This window comes from Streptomyces albus subsp. albus (assembly GCF_000719865.1).
Taxonomy (GTDB): Bacteria; Actinomycetota; Actinomycetes; order Streptomycetales; family Streptomycetaceae; genus Streptomyces; species Streptomyces albus_E.
Genome location: NZ_JOID01000024.1, coordinates 27258 through 47093, shown reverse-complemented (window position 1 = coordinate 47093; position 19836 = coordinate 27258). Strand labels below are relative to the sequence as shown.

Here is a 19836-nt window from a genome sequence, read left to right as displayed (position 1 = left end):
GTACCTTCGTGGCGTGAGCCAGAACGCTACGCACGATGACAAGCTGCCCATCCGGATGCTGCACGACCGGGTGCTCGTCCGCACCGATATCGCGGAGGGCGAGCGCCGCTCCACGGGCGGCATCGTCATCCCGGCGACCGCCGCGGTCGGGCGCCGCCTGGCCTGGGCCGAGGTGGTGGCCGTGGGGCAGAACGTCCGGACGGTGGAGCCGGGGGACCGGGTGCTCTACGACCCGGAGGACCGGGCCGAGGTCGAGGTTCGCGGGGTGGCGTACGTCCTGATGCGGGAGCGGGATCTGCACGCGGTCGCGGCCGAGCGCCTGGAGGGCGCGGAGGATTCCACGGGGCTCTATCTCTGAGTGGCGGTCTCCGGGCGGGCTTCGAGCCGGTCTCCGGATGATGAAGTCCGGGTGATCTCCGGGTGATCTCCGGGTGATCTCCGGGCGGTCCGGGGACAGCCCTCCGAGCGATCCGGGATCAGCCCGGGGATCAACCCCGAACGGCCCGGGAGCCGTCCGCCGAGTGGCTCGGCAGCGGCCTCCGGGCCGTTCCCGTCTCCGGGCCGTTCCGTCTGCCGGCCGTCAGGCGGCCGCGCCCGCGGTGGCCGTGCTCGTGGCGGCCGTGCCCGCGCCGGCCGTGTCCGTGCCGCCTCCGCCGTCGGCGCCGCCGTCCGTTCCGCCGGGTCCGACCGTGCCTCCGGTGTCGCCGCCGGTTCCCCCGGATCCGCCGGTGTCTCCGCCGGTGCTGCCTCCGGTGTCGGTGCCCCCGTCGGTGCCGCCGTCCGTTCCGCCGGTGTCACCGCCGCCGCTGCCCTTGCCGTCGTCCGTGGGCGGCGGTTCGGAGCCCGTGGGCGGTGCCGTGTCGCCGGGGCCGTCCGTGCCGCCGGTCTCCTCGGTCTCCCCGGGGTCCTCCGTGTCGCCGGAGTCGCCGGTGTCCTCCCAGGGCCCCTCGGTCTCACCGGCTTCCTCGAACGCGTCGCCCGGGTCTCCCGGGTCGGGGTCGTTCGCGCCGTCCATCAGTTTGAGGTCGAAGCCCTCGGCGGGGCTGCCCTTCAGGGCGGCGGCGGTGTACTGGCCCCAGATCTGGGCGGGGTAGCCGCCGCCGTTGATGCGGGCCATCCCGGTGGCTCCGTAGAGCTTCTTCTGCTCGCCGGTCTCGGAGTCCTGGCCCATCACCGCGACGACGGTGGCGAGGTCGGGGGTGTAGCCGGCGAACCAGGCCGCGCGGTCCTCCTCGGCGGTGCCGGTCTTGCCGGCGGCGGGGCGGCCCGCCGAGCGGGCGGCGGTGCCGGTGCCCTTCTCGACGACGCCCTTGAGGACGGAGGTCGTGGTGTCGGCGGCCTCACGGCTGATGGCCCGTTCCGTCACCCTCTCCGGCAGGTCGAGTTCCCGCTCACCCTTGATGATCTTGGTGACGAGGACGGGTTCGCGGTGTTCGCCGTGGTTGGCCAGGGTGGCGTACGCCTCGGTCATGTCGAGGACGCTGGCGGTGGCGACGCCGAGGGCCACGGAGGGGTCGGGGGTGAGGTCGGGGGTGTCCTCGGGGAGCCCGAGGCCGACGGCGGTGCGGCGGACGGCGGCCGGGCCGACGTCCTGGGCCATCTGCGCGTAGACGGCGTTGACGGACTTGTCGGTGGCCTCGGCGACGCTGAGCTGCCCGTAGCTCCGCTCGTCCTCGTTCTCCGGCTTGTAGCCGGTGCTGCCGGACCGGGCCTGCACGGTGCGGCCGCTGGTGCCGTCGTAGCGGGCGTTCGGGGTGATGGTGCGGCCGTCGAGGGTCTCCGCGCCGGTGTCGACGGCGGCGGCGAGGACGAAGGGCTTGAAGGTGGAGCCGACCTGGTAGTCGCGCCGGGTGGCGTTGTTGACGTACTGCTCGGTGTAGTCGATGCCGCCGTACAGGGCGACGACCTCGCCGGTCTTGGGGTCGATGGAGGCGCCGCCCGCCCGCACGTAGCGGTCGACCTCGCGGTCCTTCTTGTCGAGCTTGGACATCAGCTGTTCGTCGACGGCGTCGACGAAGGCGTCCTGCCGCTTCCGGTCGATGGTGGTGGTGATGCGGTGGCCGCCCGCTTCGAGGGCGTCCTCACCGATGATGTTGTGGGCGGAGAGGTACTGCTTGACGGCTTCGACGAGATAGCCGCGCTGGCCGCTCATCCCCGAGGAGGGCCGTCCCTCGGCCGGGGTGGGGAACTCCATGCGCGAGCGCTCGGAGCGGCTGAGCCAGCCCTCGTCGACCATGCCGTCCAGGACGTAGTTCCAGCGGGCGAGGGCGCGGGCCTTGTTCTCCGGGTGGGTGGCGATGTCGTAGTAGCCGGGGGCGTTGAGCAGGGCGGCGAGGTAGGCGCCCTCGGCGGTGGTCAGATCCTCGGCGTTCTTGCGGTAGTAGGCGTGCGCGGCGGCCTGGATGCCGTAGGCGCGGCGGCCGAAATAGCTGGTGTTGAGGTAGCCCTCGAGGATCTCGTTCTTGCTCGTCTCGCGGTCGAGCTTGATCGCGATGATGAATTCCTTGGCCTTGCGGCTGAGGGTCTGGTCCTGGGCCAGGTAGTAGTTCTTGACGTACTGCTGGGTGATCGTCGAGCCGGACTGCTTGCCCTTGCCGGTGGCGGTGTTCCAGGCGCCGCGCAGCATGGCCTGCGGGTCGACGGCGGACTCGGTGTAGAAGTCGCGGTCCTCGGCGGAGAGGACGGCCCGCTGGACGTGTTCGGGTACCCGGTCGAGCTTGACGTTCTGGCGGTTGACGTCGCCGTCGGTGGCGAGCTGGGTGCCGTCGGAGTAGAGGTAGACGTTGCCCTGCCGGACGGCGTGCTCGTTGGCGGCCGGGATGCCGACGAGCAGGTACGCGGTGGCGAAGCCGCCGCTGAGGAGGAGGACGATCAGCAGGACGCCGCCCAGCACCATCCGCCAGGTGGGCAGGAAGCGGCGGAAGCCGGTGCGGCCCGCGCGGGCCCCGGCCCCGGCCCCTGCTGCGGACCCTGCCCCCGCCCCTGCCCCGTGCCCGGCGTGGCTCCCGCCGTCGCCGGCCGCTTCCGGCGCGGTGGCAGCGGCGGCCGCCGCGGTGGGCCGGGTTTCGGGCCCCGCCCCGGGCTCCCGTGCCGGCGCCGGCTCGCCGGGTCCCGCCGGTGCTGATCCCGGCTCCCGCGCCGTTCCCGGTTCCGTCGCCGGCCGGGGCTCCCCGGCCAGGGTCGCGTCCGCCGCCGGTGCCGCACCCGGTTCCGGGGTCCGTTCCGGCTCGGGCGCCGGCTCCGGCTCCGGCCCCTCCCGCGGTTCCCGTTCCGGTCCCGGGCCCGGCGGTTTCTGCTGCTGCGGCTCGTCACTCATATGTCTGGGGACTCCTCGGCCGCCACCAAAGGTTGTATGGCGGCGGTCACTGTCGGGGCGGGCTGATCAGCGGGCCTGCGCCACGAGGCGGACTGTCGCATCATCATTTCCGCGTGCTGGGGGCCGGAGCGCCCGGCGGGATGCCGGGACACACCGAAGGCCCTCCCGGGCCACCCTTACGGCTGACCGGATGGCGGAAAAACATGCACACTCGCTGCGTCCGCCCGGCTAGGCTCATCCGTTTGGGGCGATTTCGGCGGTGATCGGCGGGTGGCGGGTGGCGGCCGGTGGCGATCGGCGGCCGGCCGGCGACGAGCGGGGGCACGCGTGCGCGGGGGTGGGGGAGAGGGCGGCGGAGCGCGCCCGGGCGGCGGGCCGCGGCTGTACGGGGCGGTGGCGGCGGGCGTCTTCCGGCGCCACACGACGTACCGGATGGCGACGGCCGCGGGTGTCTTCACCAACACGGTCTTCGGCCTCATCCTCACCTTCACGTACACGGCCCTGTGGGAGCAGCGGGACGGGCTCGGCGGCTACGACCTCTCCCAGGCGCTGACCTATGTCTGGGTGGGCCAGGCGTTGCTGATGCCGATGGCCACGATGGGCGGCGGCTTCCAGGACGAGCTGATCGAACGGATCCGCACCGGCGACATCGCCGTCGATCTCTTCCGTCCCGCCGATCTCCAGTGGTGGTGGCTGGCGCACGACCTCGGCCGGGCGGCGTTCCATCTGCTGGGGCGGGGCGCGGTGCCGTTGCTGGTGGGCGGGCTCGTCTTCGATCTGGCGTTCCCCGCCGGGCCGCTGCTGTGGGCGGCGTTCCTGCTGTCGGTGCTGCTGGGCGTGGTGGTGAGCTACGCGATCCGCTTCCTGGTGGTGCTGTCCGCGTTCTGGCTGCTGGACGGCCAGGGCGTCGTCCAGGTCTCGGCGCTGGTGGCGATGTTCTTCTCCGGGATGCTGCTGCCGCTGACGGTCTTCCCCGGGGTGCTGGGGGAGGTGGCGCGGATGCTGCCGTGGGCGTCGATGCTCCAGGTTCCCGCGGATGTCTTCCTCGGGAAGTACGGCCTGCGGGAGCTGGCGGGGGCGTACGGGTTCCAGGCCGGGTGGGCGCTGGCGCTGCTCGCGGCGGGGCGGGCGCTGCAGTCGGTGGCGGTGCGGAGGGTGGTGGTCCAGGGTGGCTGAGACGCGCCCGCGGCCGACCGGGCCCGGGGACCCACGGGACCCGGGGCCGGCTCCGGCCGGGCGGGAGGCCCGTACGGGACCGGAAGCGGAAGCGGGACCGGAAGCGGAAGCGGGCCCGGAAGCGGGAGCGGGAGCGCGAATCCGGACGGGGACGGAGACGGAGACCGGGACGGCCGTCCCGCGCCGGGCCGCCGGGCTGCGCGCCTATGTCCTGATCACGGCGATGTGGGTGCGCTCGACGCTGGTGTACCGGACGTCCTTCGTGCTGACGGCGCTGGGCAACTTCGCCACCACCGCCCTCGACTTCGCCGCGATCCTGCTGATGTTCTCCCACGTGGACGCCCTCGGCGGCTTCGGCTTCGCGGAGGTCGCCCTGCTGTACGGGACCTCGGGCACGGCCTTCGGCCTGGCCCATCTGCTGCTGGGCGGCATGGACGGGCTCGGCGGCCGGGTCCGGAGCGGCAGCCTGGACGCGATGCTGGTGCGCCCGGTGCCGCTGCTGGCCCAGGTGGCGGCGGACGGCTTCAAGCTGCGCCGTGTCGGCCGGCTCGCGCAGGGGCTGCTGGTGCTGGGCTGGTCGCTGACCGTCCTGGAGGCGGACTGGACGCCGCTGAAGGTGCTGATGGTGCCGGTGACGGTGGTGAGCGGGGCGGCGATCTTCGCGGCGCTGCTCGTGGTGGGCGGTTCCTTCCAGTTCTGGGCGCAGGACGCGGCGGAGGTGCAGAACTCCTTCACCTACGGCGGTACGACGGTGCTCCAGTACCCGCCGACGGTGTTCGCGCGGGAGCTGGTGGGCGGGGCGGTCTTCGTGGTGCCGCTGGCCTTCGTGAACTGGCTGCCGGTGCTGTTCATCCTGGGCCGCGACGACCCGCTGGGCCTGCCGGGCTGGGTGGATTTCCTGTCGCCGCTGGTGGCGGTGGCGTGCTGGGTTCCGGCCGGGCTGGTGTGGCGGGCGGGGCTGCGTTCGTACCGGAGTACGGGGAGCTGAGAGGGCGGAGATGGACGGCGGCAGCGGCGGCGGCGGGAACAACGGCGGCGGCGGGATCGGCGGCAGCGGCGGCAACAACGCCGGCGGCGGAGCCGGCGAGGGGCGCGAGGCCGGCCGGCAAGGCCCGCCCGGCCCGGGTGGCGCGGCCGGTGGCGGAGCCCCGCTCATCGAGCTGGACGGCGTGGAGAAGGTCTTCCGGGTACGGCGCCGGGTGGGGCGGCTGCGCCGGGAGCGGTCCGAGGTGCGGGCGGTGGACGGTATCTCGTTCGGGGTGCGGCGTGGCGAGATGGTCGGCTACATCGGTCCCAACGGTGCCGGGAAGTCCACCACGATCAAGATGCTGACCGGCATCCTGGTGCCCAGCGCCGGCCGGGTGCGGGTCGCCGGCATCGATCCGGCGCGGGAGCGGCTGCGGCTGGCGCACCGTATCGGGGTGGTGTTCGGGCAGCGGACCACGCTGTGGTGGGATCTGCCGCTGCGCGACTCGTACGCGCTGGCCCGCCGGCTGTACCGGATCCCGGACCGCCGCTTCCGGGAGAATCTCGACCGCTGCGTCGAACTGCTCGGTCTGGGCGCGCTGTTGGACGTGCCCGTGCGGCAGCTCTCGCTGGGCCAGCGGATGCGCGGTGACATCGCCGCCGCCCTGCTGCACGATCCCGAGGTGCTGTATCTCGACGAGCCGACCATCGGCCTGGACGTGCTGAGCAAGGCAAAGGTCCGGCGCTTTCTCGCCGACGTCAACGCCGAGCGCGGCACCACCGTGCTCCTCACGACCCACGACCTCACCGATATCGAGCAGTTGTGCCACCGGGTGATGGTGATCGACCACGGCCGGGTGGTGTTCGACGGCGATCTGGACGGCCTGCACACGGCGGGCGGCAGTGAGCGGGTCCTCGTCGTGGACCTGGAGCGGGAGCTGCCGCCGATCGATCTGTCCGGGGCGGGGCTGCCCGGGGTGCGGGTGGTGCGGACGGAGGGCCCGCGGCAGTGGCTGGCGTTCCCGGCGGGCGGGAGCGCCGCGCCGGTGGTGGCGGCGGTGGCCGCGGACCACCCGCTGGTGGACCTGTCGGTGCGCGAGCCGGCGATCGAGGATGTCATCGCCCGGATGTACGCGGAGCGGGCGGCGTTCTGAGCCGCCGCCGGCCGGAGGGCGGTCGTCCGGGCCTGCCCTCCGGTCCGGCTTTTCGCGTCGTAGGGGCCCTCCCCGCCGGGCAACGGTTCGCGTGGGGCCCGGGATTGCCTAGGGTGAGGTCCATGATGAGCGAACCCTCTGAACTACGGGCCTCCGACGCCGACCGTGAGCGCGTCGCCGAGGTGCTCCGCGAGGCCGTCGCCGAAGGGCGCCTGACGATGGAGGAGTTCGACGAGCGGCTCGACGCGGCGTACCGGGCGCGCACCTACGCCGAGTTGGAGCCGCTGACCCGCGACCTCCCGGTCGGCGGCGGCGCGGGCCCGCTCGCGGTGCGCGGCCCGGGGGAGCCGGCCGCCACCGGGACGGCCGGTGAGGTGTCCTGGCCGTCGCGGATCGGCGGCACGCCCAGTTCGAAGTGGGCGGTCGGCATCCTGGGCGGCTTCCAGCGCCGGGGCCGCTGGGTGGCGCCGCGCCGGTTCACGGCCGTGACGGTGATGGGCGGCGGCGAGATCGATCTGCGCGAGGCGCGGTTCGAGGACCGCGAGATCGTGATCCGCTGCTTCGCCGTCATGGGCGGGGTGAACGTCGTGGTGCCGCCCGGGATGGGCCTGGACGTCCGCGGCTTCGGCCTGATGGGCGGCTTCGACCAGAGCAAGGTGGACGAGGGCGACCCGGGCGCGCCGAAGGTCGTGGTCACCGGCTTCGCCTTCTGGGGCGGGGTCGGTACGGAGCGGAGGCTGCCCAAGGAGGAGCGCCGCCGGCTCAAGGCCGAGCGCAAGCGGCGGGAACTGGAGGAGAAGCGGGGGACGGACGGGGACCAAGGCCGTCTGGAGAAGCGGGAGCGCGGGGAGCTGGAGGGCTGAGCGACGCGGGCCTGCGAAGCCCGGGAGGAGGCCGCTGCGGGGACGGGGCCGGGGTCGCTCACCCGGTGGGTGGGGACGGTCAGTTCTTGTTCAGCGTGCGCGTCACGCCCGCGACGACGGCCGTCGTGAGCAGCCAGCCTGCCGCGATCAGGGCGTAGGCCAGACCCGCCGGGGCGTCCTCCGTCCAGTGCCAGGCGTTGCGCTGGCCGAGGCCGCCGATGGGGATGAGCAGGTCGAGGGTGTAGACGACGGCGCTGAACGGGGCGCCCTCGCCGGGTTGCGTCGCCACGGGCTCGTGGGCGCTGAAGACGCCCGTGCCGAGGAGGGCCAGGGCCAGCAGCCACACCCCGGCCAGCCAGGGCCGGTAGCCGTAGCCGACGGTGCCGTCGAGCAGGTGTCCCCAGGCGCGTCCGGCCGGGCGCAGGGTGCGGCGGCGGTGGCGCTGCTTGGCCAGCAGGACCCGGCGGGCGTCGTCGTCGTGGCCGATCTGCCGGTACCAGCCGGCGAGTTGCTCGTACGGCTGCGGGGCGTAGCCGGGCTCCCGCCGGATCCACGCCAGGCGGTGGCCGACGGCGTCCCGCCCGCCGTCGTCGTCGCCGTGCAGCTCGCCGTAGACGAAGCCCTGGAGGCGCACGACGTCCGGCCAGGCTCCCCGGCGGTCGTGCAGCGCCGTGACGCGCGCTCCGCGGAGGTCCACCGCGCCCGACGGGGGACGGCGGGGGTGAGGACGAGATCGTCCGCGCGCATCCGTGCGCAGTCGAGGGCGGTGTCCTCGCCGTCGAGGACGGCGCCGTCGAGAGTCAGCTGGCCGGATATGGCGGCGCCGCGCAGGCGCACCGCTCCCCGCGCGGTGAAGCCCCGCGAGCAGACGAGGGTCGCGATCGTCGCGTTGTCCGCGAGGAGCGCCGCGTCTGCGGGGTTGAGGCACTGGGCCCCCTCCATGAACAGGCCGCCGGAGAGCTGCGCTCCGAGCAGCCGCAGGCCGCCGTCGGCGGTGAATCCGCCGCGGCAGAACACGGCACCGCCCATGACGAGGCCGCCGGCCGACAGCGCCCAGTCGCCGGGGGCCGAGAGGTGGGCGCCGTTGAGGATCAGCTCGCCGGTCACCTGTGCGTTCATGAGGGAGAGCCGGCCACGGAGGACCGACAGCCTGAGATCGAAGCGGCCTTCGACACGGGCCATCGCGGCGTCGATGCCGCGCAGCTGGCTGCGGGCGATCGTGATGGTCCGGGTGGAGGCTCCGTGGAAGCTGATGTCCTCCTCGAACCGGCACTCCTCGAACCGGAGGGTGTGCGCGATCTCCGCGCCGGCCAGGTCGAGACGGCCGCTGATCCGGGCGCCGGCCAGCCGCAGGGCCGGGACCGATCCCGGCTGCCCCCGGTGTCCGGCGAGCAGCAGGGCCGCCACTACCGAGGCCCGGACCGTGCGCTCGGGCCCCCATGGCTCCTCACCGGCTCCGGCCCCGGCTTCGTCTCCGGCTTCGTCTCCGGCTCCGCCTCCGGCTCGGGGTCCGGCTCCGCCTCCGGCCGGGCCGTCGCCGTCGGGCCGGCGCGGACGGAGGTCCACCGGGCGGCCCACGGGGAAGGCGTCCCACAACTCGCGCTCCGGCGCGGTCAGTTCCTCGTACGACAGCACGCTGTCAGGGTATCGATCAGCGCCCGGGCATCCCGGCGCACCGGCCGCCTCATGAGCCGTGACGCGGTGCCGGAACGGCTGGGGCGGGCGACGACGGCAGGGGCCGCGCTCCACGACACGGGAGGCTCCGGCCCGGGAACTCAGAGCCGGGCGGGAGCCGTGGCCCTGAGGTCGTCGAGGTCGATCGTGCGGGCCATCTCCCGGTAGCCGTCGTCGCTCGGGTGGAGATGGTCGCCGGAGTCGTAGGCGGGCAGCAGGCGGTTCGGCTGGGACGGGTCGCGCAGGGCCAGGTCGAAGTCGGCGACGGCGTCGAAGACGCCGCCCGCGCGGATCGCCTGGTTGACCTGCTGTCGTACGGCCTCGGTCTGCGGCCCGTAGCCGCGGTGGCCGCCGAAGGGCAGCAGCGTGCCGCCGACGACGGGCAGCCCGCGCCCGTGCGCCTGCCGCACCATCTGCCGCAAGCCGTCGACGATCTGACGGGCATCCAGCTGACGTGGCGTCTTGAGGATGTCGTTGATGCCGAGCTGGACGACGACCGCCCGGACCCCGCTCCGTTCCATGGCGTCGCGCTGGAAGCGGCTGAGGCCGCTGGGGCCGTTGTTGGGGGAGAAGCGGCTGCCGTCGACGAGGACGCGGTTGCCGCTGATGCCCTGGTTGAGCACCCCGTAGCGGGGCGCGCCGGTCTCCGCGCGGAGCCGCTCGGCGAGGAAGTCGGGCCAGCGGTGGTTGGCGCCCGCGGTGGAGGTGATGCCGTCGGTGATGGAGTCGCCGAGGGCGACGACGGTGCCCTCGGCCTCGGTGCTGTAGACGTCGACCCCGGTGAGGTAACGCCAGTACGGGCTCTGCTCGGTGTACGCGGTGCCGCGCGGGTCGCCCGTCCGGTCGCCCTCGGCGAGGTAGGAGGTCTGGCGGGCGTAGGGGTGGTAGGTGACGGGGCCGGAGGGGGTCGGTGAGTAGGTGGAGACGAGCAGGTCGGCGGCGGCAGGAACGTTCAGCCGCACGGGGTCGCTGACCGCGGCCTGCCCGGCGGGTATGGAGACCGACGGGCGGCCGGCGAAGGTCAGCCGGCGCAGGGTGCCGGAGGCCGCCGTGGGGTTGCTGGGCGCCGCGGCCAGGGCGATGGTGGCGCCGGTGATGGACAGCGGCCGGGTGCCGTAGAGGTTGGAGAGCTGTATGCGGGCGGCGGTGCCGCCGATGCTGGTGTGCACGACGTTGCGGATGGACTTGCCCGCGTGGCCGTGGAAGGAGTTCGGCTCGGCCGCGGCCGGGGCCGTCGCCCAGCTGCCGACCCAGCGGCCCGAGACGGCCGGGGCGGCGGAGTTGCGCTGCTGCCGGGTGGCGGCGCTCGGGTCACCGGCCGCGCGGTCGCCGCCCACGCCGACGTAGATGGCGACGGAGATGAGCACCACCACCGCCGCGAGGGCGGCGAGCAGGGCATAACCGTTCCGCTTGGTCACGCGCGGTTTTTCTCCTCGAACGAGGGAGCGGTGGCTCCCGTTGGTGCGTTCCCCGGTCGGGGGCGGCGAGTTGGCGGCTCTCCGCCGGGTCGCTCCATGATCCCACGAGCGGATCACGTTTCTGATAAGGGGCCGCTTCGATCGGCTCCGCAGGGGTAGACGCGGGAAGTTCGCGGCGCGTTCCACCTGGCAGGCATGCGGACAGGTGTTCCCCGGCACACCGTGCCCCAGTGCCGGGAAAGCCCGGGGGCCGGGAGGCGGGGGCGCCCCGGCCCCGGCCTCCCGGCCCCCTTGCTTCCCTTCCCGGCCTCCTTGCTTCGTGCTTCCGTTCTCGGGCTCTCGGGTGCCCGGCGATTGGCCGGGGCGTGCTGTGCTGTCAGTGCTGTGAGTGCTGTGAGTGCTGTCAGGTGAGGACGTAGTCCCCCGTCGGGGCCGACTCCGTGCCGTCCGCGTACACGACCGTGATCCGGTAGTACAGCGTGGAGTTGTCCGGCGCCGTGGTGTCCGAGTAGTCCCAGGCGTCCGCGTCCAGCGGTGTGCCGGTGATCCTCACGTACGCGCCCTCGGAATGGTTCCAGCGGTAGATGTGGAAGCCGGTGGCCGCCGTTCCGCTGGGGTCCGTCTCCGGCGAGTACGCCCACCGGAGGTCGACTCTGGAGAGATAGCGATAGAAGTCGTGAGCCTCCAGCCACTCGACGGGGCCGCCGGCCGGCGTGGCTTCCGCCGGCCGCATGTCGAGTTCGGTCACCTCGGTCACGGCCGTGCCGTCCCGTCCGGGAGCGAGGGCGTTGCCGTCCTTGTCGACCGCGACGACCGCGTAGCGGACGTGTTCGCCGTCGGGCAGGGTCTTGTGAAGGGACCAATCGCCACCGGTCTCCAGATCCTCACGGACGCTGTTGTCTACCTCGGTGTACGACCACTGCCCGTCGGCATACGTGCCGCGGTGGACCTCGTAGTGGTCGAAGTCGGTGGCCGGGCTGTCGTCCCAGGCGAGGCGGACGCCGTTCTCGACGGGGGTGGCGGTCAGGCCGGTGACGGGGCCGGGGGCCGTGTAGTCGCCGATGTGGTCGACGGTGATCTCGGCCGAGGCGGGGCCGAGGTTGCCGACCTCGTCGGTGGCGCGGACCCAGTAGGTGTACGTCGTCGAGCGCTTGACCGTGGTGTCCTCGAAGACGCCGGAGGCGTTGCCGATATGGGCGCCGTCACGGTAGACCTCGAAGTCGGCGAGGTCTCGGTCCTGCTCCCGGTTCCAGGACCAGGTCAGGCTGACGCCGCGCTCCCCGTCCACCGCCTTGAAGTCGTCGGGGACGAAGGTGGGCGCGGTCTTGTCCCAGGTCTCGAACTCGGCCGTGCCGGACGCGGGGGACTCGTTGCCGTGGGAGTCGACGGCGGTGACGACGTAGTAGGCCCAGTCGCCGGTGGGCGGCGGCGTCTCGGTGAACCAGGAGCCGCTGATCGGCTCCGGGCCGCTCACCAGGTTCGCCTCCGTGAGGGCCACGGACCTGGTGGTGGAGCGGTACACCCGGTAACCGGCCAGGTCCGCTTCGCTGTTGGAGTCCCAGGAGAGCTTGACCGTGGTGGTCAAGCCGATGTTCCAGTTGTCCTCCACACCGGTGGGCGCGGCGGGCGCGGTGCGGTCGGCCGTGGTGACGGACTTGCCCGCCGTCGGCGCCGAGCGGTTGCCGGCCTTGTCGATGGCGCGGACGCGGTAGTGGTACGTCTCACCGGTCGCGGGCGGGGTGTCGGTGTAGGAGGTGGCGGTGGTGGTGGCCAGGTAGCTCCAGGTGGTGGTGGAGTCGCGGCGGCGGTAGACCCGGTAGTCCTTGAGGTCCATCTCCTGGTTCGCGGACCACGACAGCTGCGTCCGCGCGGCGGTGTCGTCGTAGGCGGCGGCGAAGCCCGTCGGCGCGAGGGGCGCGACCTTGTCGACGTCGGCCGATGTGCGGGGGAGGTAGTCGAACTTGACGTTCGCGGTACCGGTCCAGTTGACGAAGTCGATCCGCAGGGTGTGCCGGCCGGACGGGACGGTGACGTTGACGGTCTTCTGCTGCGTGGTCGAAACGTTCTTCCAGAGGTCGACCTTGCGCACGCCGTCGAGGTACACGCGGATGCCGTCGCGGGACTCGACGGGGAAGGAGAAGGGGCCGCCGGAGCCGAAGTCGCGGGTCACCGTCCAGCGGACGCCGAAGTAGTTGCCCGGCAGGCCGGAGGCGGGAGCGCCGGTGCCCCAGTCCTGGCTGATCCGCGAGTCGCAGTCCGTCCGGGCGGGGGTTCCGGAGAACGTGGTGTTGGCGTAGAACTGCCGCTTGAAGACGAGCGGGGCGCACCTCACGGCGGTCGCGGTGGTCGGGGCGCCCAGGGCGGCCTCGGCCGTGGGGGCGGTGAGCATGCTCCCGGTGGTGGCGAGCACGACACCGGCGGCCAACGCCGCCGCGGTGCGGGGGCGGCCCGGGGCCGTGGTGGGTCTGACTGGAGTCATGTGTCCCTCAGGGTGTGCGTCGGCGGCGAAACGGGAGTGAAGGGAGGCCGCCGACGATCAAGACTTCTGGGGGAGTGACCTGGTTGTACGCCCCCGGGCACGGGCTGAGGCCGCCGTCCGGGCTCGGGGCTCCGGGCCCGGGGTCCGGGGTCCGGGGTCCCCGGGGTCCCGGCTCCGCACCCCGGAGGTGAGGGCCGGGCCGGGGCCCGGGTCCGTGAGTTCCTCGGACCGGCCGCCCGGACGAACCCCCCTTCGGCGCCGCCGGCGGCTTCGACCGGCTCGGCAGGGGTAGACGTGGGGAACTTGTGGCGCGTTTCACTCGTGACCGGTACAGGGACAATGCGACGGAGGGCAGGCGCGAACGGGTGGAGCGGATGGAACGGAACGAGCCGGATGAATCCGGTGAAGCGGGCGGCGCGGGCCGCGCGGGCGGTGCGCGAGGTGCGCGGCAGGCCCGGAGTACGAGGCGTGCGGACGGCGCGGCCGAGCCGGCGCGCGGCGCCGGAGCGTCCAGTACGGCCGGCCGGGCCGGTACGGCCGGTGGAACCGGCGCGGCCGGCGCCGTCGGCGTGAAGGGCGCCCCCGGCGGAACCGGCGCGCCCGGCGGCAAGGGCGCGCCCGGTGACGCCGCCGCGCCCGCGGCCCCCCGCCCCCGGGGAGGCGGCGGCCTCACCTACAGCGCCGCCGACGAGGAGAAGCGCCGCGGCGTCCGCCGGATGAAGACGACCGCGACGGGCCTGCTGGTGCTGGTCGCCGTGGTCTACGCCCTCGCCGAGTGGGCGCACTCCGCCGGGGCCGGCCCTTGGGCGGGCTATGTGGCGGCGGCCGCGGAGGCCGGCATGGTGGGCGCGCTCGCCGACTGGTTCGCGGTGACGGCCCTCTTCCGTCACCCGCTGGGCCTCCCCATCCCGCACACCGCGATCATCCCCACCAAGAAGGATGTCCTGGGCCGCAGCCTCGGCGACTTCGTCGGGGAGAACTTCCTCTCCTCCGAGGTCGTCCGGACCAGGCTGCGCGCCGTCGGCATCAGCAGCCGCCTCGGCGGCTGGCTCACGGAGCCGGCCAACGCCGAACGCGTCACCGCCGAACTCGCCACCGCCCTGCGCGGCGCGCTGACCGTGCTGCGCGACTCCGACGTCCAGGCCGTCGTCGGCGAGGCGATCACCCGCCGCGCGGAGGCCCGGGAGATCGCGCCGAGCCTGGGCGTCATGCTGGACAAGGTCGTCGCGGACGGCGGTCACCACCGCGTCGTCGACCTGGTGTGCGTACGGGCCCACGACTGGCTGGTGCTGCACAACGAGTCGGTGATGACGGCCGTAGCGGGCGGCGCCCCCAACTGGACCCCGCGCTTCGTGGACCGCAAGGTCGGCGAGCGCGTCTACAAGGAACTGCTGCGCTTCTTCCGCGAGATGCGCGACATGCCCGACCACCCGGCGCGCGGCGCCGTGGACCGCTTCCTCACCGACTTCGCGGCGGACCTGCGCGACGAGCCGGACACCCGCGCCCGCGTCGAGCGGTTCAAGAACGAGTTCCTCAACCGCGACGAGGTGCAGGACCTCATCGCCTCGACCTGGAACGCCGTGCGCCGCATGGTCGTCGCCGCGGCCGAGGACGAGAGCAGCGAGCTGCGGGTCCGGGCCCGCACCGGGCTGCTGTCCCTCGGCACGCGGATCTCCTCGGACGCCCGGATGCGGGAGAAGGTCGACGGCTGGCTGGAGGACGCGGCGGTGCACGTCGTCACGACGTACCGCGACGAGATCACCTCGCTGATCACGGAGACCATCGCGAGCTGGGACGCCAAGCACACGACGAAGAAGATCGAGGCCCACATCGGCCGCGACCTCCAGTTCATCCGCATCAACGGCACGGTGGTCGGCGCCCTGGCGGGCCTGGTGATCTACTCCGTGAGCCGGGCCTTCGGGGCGTAGGCGGGGCCGGGCGCGGGCCGGCGTGTGGCGGGCGCGGGCCGGTGGGCGGGCGCCGGCCCGGGGGCGGTCCGGGGGACGCCGGCCGTACCCCGTGCCGCAGGCCGCGGAAAAAACTTCCGCTGCTCACAGGTGTTCCGGGGGACACTGGGGAGCCCGTCCGAGTACGGCCGCCCCCGTCGGCGTCCGCCCTCCCGCAGGAGAACAACCAGCGTGTCCCGCAAGCCCCGCAGCAAGCCTCGTAGCACGCCCGGAGCAGTGAACCCGGGTGACTCCCCGCGCGGGGAGAACCCGGGAAGCCCGCCGGGGACCGCCGGCAACACCGGCAGCCCCGCCAACCCTCCGAGCACGGCATCACGGGGAGCCGCCCTCCCCGGACCGGACGACCCGGCCCTGCGCGCGGACTGCGCGAACTGCTTCGCGCTCTGCTGCGTGGCCCTGCCCTTCGCCGCCTCGGCCGACTTCGCCGCCGACAAGCAAGCGGGGCGCCCCTGCGCCAACCTCCGCCGGGACGACTTCCGCTGCGGTATCCACACCGAACTCCGCGAGCGCGGCTGGTCCGGCTGCACCGTCTTCGACTGCCACGGCGCCGGCCAGAAGGTCTCCCAGGTCACCTTCGGCGGCCGCGACTGGCGCGGGCACCCGGGCAGCGCACGGCAGATGTTCGAGGTCTTCCCCATGATGCGGCAGCTCCACGAACTGCTCCGGTACGTGGCCGAGGCGCTCGCCCTGCCGGCCACCCGCTCCCTCCACGCCGACCTCCGCCGTGCCCTGCGCGAACTGGACGACCTCACCCACCGGGACGCCGAAGCACTGCTCGCCACCGACGTGCCGGCCGTCCGGCACGAGGTCAACTCCCTGCTGCTGCGCGCCGGCGACCTGGTACGGGCCCAGGCGCCGGGACGGGGGAGCGGCCGTCCGCGCAACCACCGCGGAGCGGACCTCATCGGCGCCCGGCTGCGCAACGCGGACCTGCGCGGCGCCGGCCTGCGCGGCGCCCTGCTCATCGCGGCCGACCTGCGCGGCGCGGACCTGCGCTCGGCCGACGTCATCGGCGCGGACTTCCGGGACGCGGACCTGCGCGGCGCCGACCTTACCGGCGCCGTCTTCCTCACCCAGCCACAACTCGACGCGGCCCGCGGAGACACCGCCACCCGGATTCCCCCAACCCTGCGGAGACCGTCCCACTGGTGACGGCGGCGACCAGAAGATCTGAAGGAGTGGCTACACGCAGCCGGTGTCACCGGCCCCGTCGGCGGATGTCCACCAGGCGGTCACTCGGGCGGCCATCGCGTCCGGCCGCAGTCCCCGGGGGTTGAGACCGAAGTGGTCCTCCAGTTCGCGCCGCAGGAACTCGCGGATCTCCGCCTGGCCGGCGCCGCTCCGGAGGCGCTGGAGCAAGGGGGCGAGCATGCAGTCGTACTCGTCCCGCACCTCGTCGGCGACGCCGATCGGGTCCCACTCGTTGAGCAGCTGCCGCAGGCCGTTCTCGGCGGCGCCGGTTCCGGGTCGCGCCGCTCCGGGGTGCCGCCCGGGGACCGCCGTCATCGCTCGCCCCCGTGGTGATCCGGACGAAAGCGGCTCGGCAGAGGTACCGCTCGGGTGGGCCGTGCCCCGGCCCGACGCCTCGGGCGTGGCCCGCATGGCGTGTCAACCACGGAGCAACTCCGTCCTCAGCCGCTTCCCCGGCTGCTGTACGAGACGGAGCCCGACCTCCACCAGCGTCCACCCCACCCGGCTGCGCAGCGGCAGCGGCAGCGGAGGCCGGAGGCCGGCTCGGTCCCCCAGGCCGGAGTCGGCACCAGTGGGGAAGCGGGGGCCCGGCGGGGGCTCCGGGAAGGGGAGGGCGGTGCCGGCGTCGCGGCGTAGTTCGGTGGCCCGTATCTCGTGGAGCCGTAGATGGATGTCACAGTGCATGAGGGGTCTCCGTAGGGCGCGTTGTGGCAGGTGGCGGACGAAACGCGAGTGCAGGGGCGGTGCGGGGGCGGTCTGCCGCGGACGGGCGGAGCGGGCATGGCGGAGGGCCGCCCGGATGCGGTACATGCCGGGACGGAGCCGGCGGAAACGCGGAGCGGTTCGGTGACTCAGCCTGCCGTTCCGCCCAGTGCTTTGGCTAAGGGTTTTTCACGGGGTCCGGCCCCTCCGGTCGGCTCGAACCCCCTTCGCGGAACCGGGAGTCGGGCCGGACGCGGCCTGCCCCGGAGCCCGGTTTCAGGAGGTCACGCGGGCGCGGGACCGGGTCCGGGCCGACGGTCCCCGGGCCCGTCCGGTTTCTCCTCCGCGCGCGGGAAGGCGTGGACATGGACCCGGACCGGAGCCGAGCCCTCCGTCCCGGCCCGGACGGCCCGTTCGCGGTAGCCCTCGATGACCTGCTGGAGCTCCTGGTTCATCTCCTTGGCCAACTCGGGCGTGAGCCGCATGCTGTAGTCGCTCACCTCCCCGGCGTCGCGCCACTCCTCGGACCACTCGTTCATGGTGCCGAGCCAGGTGCTCAGCTCCTGGGCGTGGATGGTCGCCACCTCGTGGAGGAGGAGGTTCAGCGCGCCCCGCACGGCCGGGTCCGGGTGGCCGGCGAAGTCCGCGGTCCGGGACTGGATGCCCCGCTGCGCCGCCCGCCACCACCGCTCCCGCGCCGTCCCCAGCTCGGGTACGTCCACGACGAAGCCGTGCTCGGCGAGCTGCCGCAGGTGGTAGCTGGTGGCACCGCTCGACTCGCTCAGCCGGGCGCCGAGTTGGGAGGCGGTGGCGGGGCCGTACTCGCGCAGCGCGCCGAGCAGCCGGATCCGCAGCGGGTGCGCGAGCCCGCGCAGGGAGCGCGGGTCGAGCGACCGTACGTGCTCCGCGATGCCGTCGCCCGGGGCCGGGCCGCCGGCCTCGGGCGACGGCGAGTCTTCGGCGGTCGGGCGGTCTGCGGCGCCTTCCCGGTGGCCGGGGTCTCCGGCAGTCACGGGGTGGCCGGTGTCCCCGGCGCGGGCGGGGTCTTCCGAATCCGCGGCTTCGTTCTGGCTCATGTCCCTCAGAGTAGGCATGCAAAGACTCCCTTGCAATAGGTTCTTTGCAAGTAATCCTTTGCGTTCTGCGGGGAGTTGGCGCCGAGCCGGAACCGGACGGGAACCAGGGGACGGGGATGGGGCCGGGCCGCCAAGGCCGCGGCCCGCCCCTCAGCGTGCGTAAGCGGTCGGCGGCACGCCCACCGTCGCCGTGAAGTCCCGTACGAGATGAGCCTGATCGCTGTAGCCGAGGTCGGCCGCGAGCCGGGGCCAGTCCACGGCCGTCTCCCCGGTCGCCCGCTCCAGGGCCTCGTGGATCCGGTAGCGCAGGAGCACCCACTTCGGGCCGACGCCCACGTAGGCGGTGAACAGCCGTTGCAGCGAACGCACCGACACCCCCTCCGCGGCGGCGAAGTCGGCGACCCGGCGGATGGAGCGGTCCGTACGGATGCGGTGGACGAGGTCCATCGCCAGGTCCGCCCGCGGGTCCGGCTCCGGGCCGGCCGCGAGGAGGAAGGAGTCGAGGGCGGCGACGCGTTCGTCCTCCTCCGCCGGCTCCAGGACGGCGGCCGGGGCGCCCGCCGAGCCGGGGGCGGCGAGCAGGCCGGAGCCGCCGACGGCGCCGGAGCCGCCGGGATCGGGGAAGACCTCGGTGTGCGGCAGCCGCCGCCCCGTCCAGTGCGACACCGGCCAACCGGGCGCGAACGGCCGGAAGCCGCCCGGCCGGAACTGCACCCCGCACACCCGCCCGGTCCCCGCCAGCTTCCGGGTGAACAACTCCAGCCCGATCCCGCTGAGTTCACCGAAACCGGATTCGAATCCGGATCCAGCCCCGGAGCCGGGCCCCGTCCCGTTCCCGTACCGCTGGAAGACGAGGTTGACGCTGGGGTGCGGCACGACGTGGGTGGCGTACGGCTCGGCCAGATCCCAGTCGATCAGCCAGTAGTGCTCCACGTACCGGCGCAGCGGCTCGGCGTACGGCAGGCGGCGCCGGAACCGTACGCGCGCGAGGAGTTCCGGGGCGTCCACGATGCCCCGGGTGTCACGCCGCGGACCCGCCATACCGACCGCCTGCCATGCCGGCGATCCTATGTCGCGTTTCTTCAAGCCGGCCCCGGCCGGTGCCTCGTACCGTCGGGCGCATGACGACGAAGATCAGCGAACTGCTCGAAGCGGCGGCGCGGCAGGCCGTGCCGGTCGTCCGGAGTATCGGCGACGAGCGGCTCGGCGCGCCCACGCCCTGCGCCGACTACACCGTGCGCGACCTGCTCAACCACCTCCTCCACGTGGTCATCGGCTTCCAGGCGCTGGCCGCCCGGAAGGAGGCGGACTTCGCCACCACCCCCGACCACCTCGCCCGGATCGGCGACGGCTGGCGGGACGCCTTCGCCGAGGAGACCGAGCGCCTGGCCGAGGCGTGGGCGGCGCCGGGCGCGGAGGAGGGCCGTACCGGGGCGATGGACCTGCCGGCGCGCACCGTGGGCCACATGATCCTGCTCGACCTCAACGTCCACGCCTGGGATCTGGCCCGGGCCACCGGCCAGGGCTTCACCCCGGACCCGGACTGCGTCCGCGAACTCGCCGGGCCGGTGGCCGAGATGGCGCCGATGGGGCGGCAGTACGGGGCCTTCGGGGAGCCCGTACCGGTGGCGGACGACGCCCCGGAGTTCGAGAGGCTGCTGGCACTGATCGGCCGCGACCCCGCCTGGACCCCGCCCGGCCGGGGCTGACGGGCGGCCGCACGCGGCCCGGCGCCGGCCCGGGCCCGGAGCCGCCTGCGCTGCCGCGGACCGAGGAAGCCGAGGCCGCCCGCCGCCTCTCCGGGGCGCCGTGTGGCGCGAGGCGGGCGGAGACCACTCAGGGCGGCTCGGCGCC

At 73.9% G+C, this 19836-nt stretch carries 17 protein-coding genes; 9 read left to right on the top strand and 8 right to left on the bottom strand.

What is annotated here, in order from left to right; translation table 11 throughout:
* Window positions 1–55 precede the first annotated feature (55 nt).
* Entirely contained in the window at window positions 56–358 is a 303-nt protein-coding gene (locus IF83_RS0122995; RefSeq protein ID WP_019711573.1) for a GroES family chaperonin, read from the top strand.
* A gap of 222 nt (window positions 359–580) precedes the next feature.
* Here the strand turns inward: IF83_RS0122995 and IF83_RS0122990 are convergent, their stop codons facing one another.
* Complete coding sequence (locus tag IF83_RS0122990; protein ID WP_394297367.1) at window positions 581–2896, bottom strand: transglycosylase domain-containing protein; 2316 nt, start codon at window positions 2894–2896, stop codon at window positions 581–583.
* An 852-nt stretch (window positions 2897–3748) separates the two neighbouring features.
* Between IF83_RS0122990 and IF83_RS0122985 the strand changes: the two genes are divergently transcribed.
* The 4 genes from IF83_RS0122985 (at window position 3749) to IF83_RS0122965 (ending at window position 7475) form a co-directional block, all read left to right on the top strand.
* Complete coding sequence (locus tag IF83_RS0122985; protein ID WP_051723219.1) at window positions 3749–4492, top strand: ABC transporter permease; 744 nt, start codon at window positions 3749–3751, stop codon at window positions 4490–4492.
* A gap of 223 nt (window positions 4493–4715) precedes the next feature.
* Window positions 4716–5480 carry an ABC transporter permease gene (locus IF83_RS0122980; protein WP_051723217.1) on the top strand — a complete coding sequence of 255 codons (765 nt, stop codon included), beginning with the start codon at window positions 4716–4718 and terminating at the stop codon, window positions 5478–5480.
* Window positions 5481–5490: 10 nt separating this feature from the next.
* Window positions 5491–6612, top strand: a complete 1122-nt coding sequence (locus IF83_RS0122970) for an ABC transporter ATP-binding protein (protein ID WP_078843767.1) — start codon at window positions 5491–5493, stop codon at window positions 6610–6612.
* Between the two features lie 122 nt (window positions 6613–6734).
* Window positions 6735–7475 carry a DUF1707 domain-containing protein gene (locus tag IF83_RS0122965; protein WP_051723204.1) on the top strand — a complete coding sequence of 247 codons (741 nt, stop codon included), beginning with the start codon at window positions 6735–6737 and terminating at the stop codon, window positions 7473–7475.
* 79 nt (window positions 7476–7554) lie between these two features.
* On the opposite strand, the gene IF83_RS35490 is transcribed toward IF83_RS0122965, so the two are convergent.
* Window positions 7555–8172 (bottom strand): hypothetical protein, encoded by a 618-nt coding sequence (locus IF83_RS35490; protein WP_347877118.1) that lies wholly within the window; start codon window positions 8170–8172, stop codon window positions 7555–7557.
* Window positions 8173–8717: 545 nt separating this feature from the next.
* On the opposite strand from IF83_RS35490, the gene IF83_RS35485 reads away from it, so the two are divergent.
* Window positions 8718–9317, top strand: coding sequence for a hypothetical protein (locus IF83_RS35485; RefSeq protein ID WP_347877117.1), 600 nt, complete (start codon window positions 8718–8720; stop codon window positions 9315–9317).
* Here the strand turns inward: IF83_RS35485 and IF83_RS0122955 are convergent.
* Together IF83_RS0122955 and IF83_RS35355 are read right to left on the bottom strand one after the other, a co-directional pair.
* On the bottom strand, window positions 9251–10567 hold the full coding sequence (locus IF83_RS0122955; protein WP_030547128.1) for an SGNH/GDSL hydrolase family protein: 1317 nt from the start codon (window positions 10565–10567) through the stop codon (window positions 9251–9253). The genes IF83_RS35485 and IF83_RS0122955 overlap by 67 nt on opposite strands.
* A gap of 403 nt (window positions 10568–10970) precedes the next feature.
* A complete protein-coding gene (locus tag IF83_RS35355; RefSeq protein WP_030547126.1) occupies window positions 10971–13046 on the bottom strand; it encodes a PA14 domain-containing protein in 2076 nt (691 codons plus the stop codon).
* Window positions 13047–13420: 374 nt separating this feature from the next.
* Here IF83_RS35355 and IF83_RS0122945 point away from each other — a divergent pair, with 374 nt between their 5' ends.
* The gene (locus tag IF83_RS0122945) at window positions 13421–14974 is read left to right on the top strand and encodes a DUF445 domain-containing protein (RefSeq protein WP_244177179.1); all 1554 of its coding nucleotides are present in this window, start codon (window positions 13421–13423) and stop codon (window positions 14972–14974) included.
* Between the two features lie 390 nt (window positions 14975–15364).
* A complete protein-coding gene (locus IF83_RS0122940) occupies window positions 15365–16165 on the top strand; it encodes a pentapeptide repeat-containing protein (RefSeq protein ID WP_030547123.1) in 801 nt (266 codons plus the stop codon).
* A gap of 30 nt (window positions 16166–16195) precedes the next feature.
* Here the strand turns inward: IF83_RS0122940 and IF83_RS0122935 are convergent, their stop codons facing one another.
* The 4 genes from IF83_RS0122935 to IF83_RS0122920 form a co-directional block, all read right to left on the bottom strand.
* Complete coding sequence (locus tag IF83_RS0122935; RefSeq protein ID WP_051723202.1) at window positions 16196–16519, bottom strand: hypothetical protein; 324 nt, start codon at window positions 16517–16519, stop codon at window positions 16196–16198.
* A 102-nt stretch (window positions 16520–16621) separates the two neighbouring features.
* The gene (locus IF83_RS0122930; RefSeq protein ID WP_030547120.1) at window positions 16622–16888 is read right to left on the bottom strand and encodes a hypothetical protein; all 267 of its coding nucleotides are present in this window, start codon (window positions 16886–16888) and stop codon (window positions 16622–16624) included.
* A gap of 302 nt (window positions 16889–17190) precedes the next feature.
* Window positions 17191–17982 (bottom strand): ArsR/SmtB family transcription factor, encoded by a 792-nt coding sequence (locus IF83_RS0122925; protein WP_078843765.1) that lies wholly within the window; start codon window positions 17980–17982, stop codon window positions 17191–17193.
* 150 nt (window positions 17983–18132) lie between these two features.
* Window positions 18133–19023: a helix-turn-helix domain-containing protein gene (locus tag IF83_RS0122920; protein ID WP_030547116.1), complete on the bottom strand. Its 891-nt coding sequence runs from the start codon at window positions 19021–19023 to the stop codon at window positions 18133–18135.
* A gap of 80 nt (window positions 19024–19103) precedes the next feature.
* On the opposite strand from IF83_RS0122920, the gene IF83_RS0122915 reads away from it, so the two are divergent.
* Entirely contained in the window at window positions 19104–19691 is a 588-nt protein-coding gene (locus IF83_RS0122915) for a TIGR03086 family metal-binding protein (RefSeq protein ID WP_030547114.1), read from the top strand.
* Window positions 19692–19836: the final 145 nt, after the last annotated feature.

Excerpts from the sequence above, each read along its gene's own strand:
- IF83_RS0122995 (WP_019711573.1), top strand. The coding sequence starts at position 56 with ATGCTGCACGACCGGGTGCTCGTCCGCACCGATATCGCGGAGGGCGAG.
- IF83_RS0122990 (WP_394297367.1), bottom strand. The coding sequence starts at position 2,896 with ATGGTGCTGGGCGGCGTCCTGCTGATCGTCCTCCTCCTCAGCGGCGGC.
- IF83_RS0122985 (WP_051723219.1), top strand. The coding sequence starts at position 3,749 with ATGGCGACGGCCGCGGGTGTCTTCACCAACACGGTCTTCGGCCTCATC.
- IF83_RS0122980 (WP_051723217.1), top strand. The coding sequence starts at position 4,716 with ATGTGGGTGCGCTCGACGCTGGTGTACCGGACGTCCTTCGTGCTGACG.
- IF83_RS0122970 (WP_078843767.1), top strand. The coding sequence starts at position 5,491 with ATGGACGGCGGCAGCGGCGGCGGCGGGAACAACGGCGGCGGCGGGATC.
- IF83_RS0122965 (WP_051723204.1), top strand. The coding sequence starts at position 6,735 with ATGATGAGCGAACCCTCTGAACTACGGGCCTCCGACGCCGACCGTGAG.
- IF83_RS35355 (WP_030547126.1), bottom strand. The coding sequence starts at position 13,046 with ATGACTCCAGTCAGACCCACCACGGCCCCGGGCCGCCCCCGCACCGCG.
- IF83_RS0122945 (WP_244177179.1), top strand. The coding sequence starts at position 13,421 with ATGGAACGGAACGAGCCGGATGAATCCGGTGAAGCGGGCGGCGCGGGC.
- IF83_RS0122935 (WP_051723202.1), bottom strand. The coding sequence starts at position 16,519 with ATGACGGCGGTCCCCGGGCGGCACCCCGGAGCGGCGCGACCCGGAACC.
- IF83_RS0122930 (WP_030547120.1), bottom strand. The coding sequence starts at position 16,888 with ATGCACTGTGACATCCATCTACGGCTCCACGAGATACGGGCCACCGAA.
- IF83_RS0122925 (WP_078843765.1), bottom strand. The coding sequence starts at position 17,982 with ATGAGCCAGAACGAAGCCGCGGATTCGGAAGACCCCGCCCGCGCCGGG.
- IF83_RS0122920 (WP_030547116.1), bottom strand. The coding sequence starts at position 19,023 with ATGGCGGGTCCGCGGCGTGACACCCGGGGCATCGTGGACGCCCCGGAA.
- IF83_RS0122915 (WP_030547114.1), top strand. The coding sequence starts at position 19,104 with ATGACGACGAAGATCAGCGAACTGCTCGAAGCGGCGGCGCGGCAGGCC.